The sequence below is a fragment of the Atribacteraceae bacterium genome (genome assembly GCA_035477455.1).
GTDB lineage: Bacteria > Atribacterota > Atribacteria > Atribacterales > Atribacteraceae > DATIKP01.
In genome coordinates this window covers 1-3,026 of record DATIKP010000102.1, presented here as the reverse complement: position 1 = coordinate 3,026, position 3,026 = coordinate 1, and the positions used below count along the sequence as shown (strand labels likewise).

Genomic DNA, 3,026 nt, shown 5'->3' with positions numbered 1-3,026 from the left:
AACAAGTCAATGGCGGCGGTGAAGGACCGACTGTCCAAGGAAATTCTCTATTGGGACAACCGAGCGAACGAGCTCAGGGCACAGGAGCAGGCTGGGAAAGCCAACGCGAAGATCAACTCGACCAAGGCCCGTCAGCGCGCTGATGAATTGACCATGAGAATGCAAAAGAGGTTGATGGAATTGGAACAGGAAAAAAATCTCTCGCCTTTATCTCCCGTGGTCTTGGGCGGGGCATTGATTGTGCCTGTCGGTGTATTCGAGAAGCTGCGTAACCAGTCTACCGATCCGGCCGTCTTTGCCCGCGAGAAGGCAAGGATTGAGTCCATGGCGATCAATGCCGTCATGCTGGCTGAAAGGAACTTGGGCTATTTACCGAAAGATGTAGGGAAAGAAAAACGGGGATACGATATCGAATCGTCTATACCGGGTACGGGGAAGCTTCGTTTTATCGAAGTCAAGGGTCGTGCAATAGGGGCGACCACGGTGACAATTACAAAAAGAGAGATTTTTACCGCCCTCAATAAGCCCGATGATTTCATTCTCGCGCTGGTGGATGTAGACGGAGATGCCGCCGTACCGCGGTATGTAAGAAAGCCATTCCAGCGGGAGCCGGACCTAGGGGTAACCAGCGTCAATTATAATCTTGCCGAACTGCTGTCTAAATCGGAGGAACCTCGGTGACCTGTAAACCGGGATATTTCGATAAAATATATACCGATACGGAAAGACGATGGCGGCAGCTAGAGGCGGATAAACCCCTTGCTGGCCCATGGTGGCAGCTTTTCCAGCAGGTGCAGAGTCCCCGGCATGTGCTTTCGGAGCTCCTGCAGAATGCCGATGATGCCGGAGCCTCTGAAGCGAAAGTCGAAATAAAGAATGATGAATTTGTCTTCACTCACAACGGCGAAGATTTTGTTGAGGAGCATTTCTCGTCGATTTGCGGTTTCGGATACTCCAATAAACGAGCATTGCATACTATTGGCTTCCGCGGGATGGGGTTTAAAAGCACTTTCAGCCTCGGGGACGAGGTGTGTCTTTACAGTCCCACATTGGCGGTGTGCTTTCAAAAACAACGGTTTACCCTGCCTTTATGGATCGACCAAAAACCGGGGGTTGACGGAAAAACCCAGGTCCGAGTTAAGATTAAAGACCACTATCGCCGGGAAGAGGTAGAGAAAAACCTTGATGAGTGGCTTAACAGCCCTGTCTCATTACTTTTCTTTAATAATATTCGGCACCTTGTTATCGGAGGTAAGAAGCTCAGCTGGAAAATAAAAGGCCCTGGTCCAATTTCGAATTCTTGGTGGATGTCCCTGTTACAAGCAGGGGATGAGAAATATCTGCATATTATTTCGGATTACCAGGAGTTCCCCGAAGAGGCCCTCGAGGAAATACGGCAGGAGCGTATGGTCGAGCAGAAAGAATTGCTCTTGCCCCCCTGCAGGGTTGAAATGGTGCTGGGACTCGAGGGCCGGCTTTTTGTTATACTGCCCACCGGGGTGTCCACCTCCCTTCCTTTCGCCTCCAACGCCCCCTTTATCCAGGACCCCGCACGGCTCAAAATTAAGGACCCGGAAACCTCGCCGACCAACCGATGGCTCCTCGATCGGGTGGGGAACCTCGCGGCGAATTCATCGCTCGCATGGTTGAAAAACAACAAGGTGGACCGGAAACAAAGAGCAAATGCCTATGACCTCGTTCCGGGAAACCGACGGGAATACGATTCACTTGATGCTAGTGTTTCAAAAATTGTGTGCGATGCCTTTGATCGGGAGCTCACAGCCAAGCCCTTTATTATGACCGATGGTGGGGAGCTTGTTGAGCAGGAAAATTGCGTGGTAACACCCCCAGAGATTATTTCAATCTGGTCATCGGAACAGGCCTCGGTATTTTTTGACGAAGACAAGCGGCCTTTGCTCAATAGGCACATCAGCGACGAAAACCGGGGAAAGCTGATACATCTCGAATGGGTGGATGAGATAAATAAAAGTCGTATAATGGAGGTGCTGGAAAACCGGCGACTCCCGCGACCCGATAGCTGGATGAAACTACTCACCCTGTGGAACTATATAGCTCCACTGATAACCGGCTATCGTATAAACAGCACAGCAAAAAACGTGAATATTATTCCCGTCCAGGGGAAGGAAGTACTCTGTGCTGGCAGCGAAGTGGTGCGATTGGGAGAGAAGAAACTTCTGCAATCCCAAAACGACTGGGATTTCCTTTCCCGGTACCTGCTGGTCATGAACCCCAACTGGACCGTGACACTGGCGGAATACCGCCGCAGGGCCCGGGAAGGAACCGATGGTGATTTTACGCAGATGGTTGAAAACGCTTACTCGGTATTGCAGGTCCTTGGCCTCGACGAGACCAGCGATGCGGCAAAGGTGATCGAGCGAGTCTCCCGGGATTTTTTTTCCAGCGAAAAGATCAGAAAGTCAGACTGCATACGGCTTGCCCAGATATGCGCGAAACTTGACGTGCCGGTCGGGGAGGATTTCAGTTTTTCCAAACAAAACGGCCGGCTCAGCGGCAAGGGCGAAAAAGTTATCGTCGATGTGGACGGCGACTTGGACCTTTACGCCGATGCCGAATGGATAAGGAACCATGGGCTCCATGGGGACTACATGAAGCATTATGAATCATGTACCCGGGAAGAATGGCGGCGCTGGATCAGGGGAGGTAGCTCTTCGTGTATTACTTTCATCCCCATAGTCCATGTCAGGTCACGGATTTTCGGGCATGATAGAATTAGAGCATTATTATCGGAACGAGGGTACACCGAAGAGCCGCGGTTTCCCTTTAAAACAGATTCGTTTTTTCTCGAGGACTGGGATTTCGCTCCTGAGCACTGGGAAACATGGAACAAACAGGTAAAAAAACAGCAAAACTACATAGGCAGACTGTTTGACAGATTTCTCAAGCAGCCTGTCCCGGTGATCGAGAAGTCTTTAAAGGCAAGGGTGTTGCACGAGGCATACACCGGGTCCACCAAGGAGGTAACCCAGTCCCCCCTCATCCCCGTC

3 protein-coding genes are annotated in these 3,026 nt (G+C 51.0%); 2 read left to right on the top strand and 1 reads right to left on the bottom strand.

All coding sequences use genetic code 11. From position 1 onward, the window contains the following. Positions 1 to 681: DUF3883 domain-containing protein (locus VLH40_06325; protein HSV31621.1), on the top strand; the 681-nt coding region annotated here is incomplete at its 5' end. 59 nt (positions 682 to 740) lie between these two features. On the opposite strand, the gene VLH40_06320 is transcribed toward VLH40_06325, so the two are convergent. Continuing rightward, positions 741 to 1,073, bottom strand: a complete 333-nt coding sequence (locus VLH40_06320; GenBank protein HSV31620.1) for a hypothetical protein — start codon at positions 1,071 to 1,073, stop codon at positions 741 to 743. Positions 1,074 to 1,307: 234 nt separating this feature from the next. Here VLH40_06320 and VLH40_06315 point away from each other — a divergent pair. After that, positions 1,308 to 3,026 (top strand): hypothetical protein (locus VLH40_06315; GenBank protein ID HSV31619.1); only part of this gene is annotated, 1,719 nt, incomplete at its 3' end.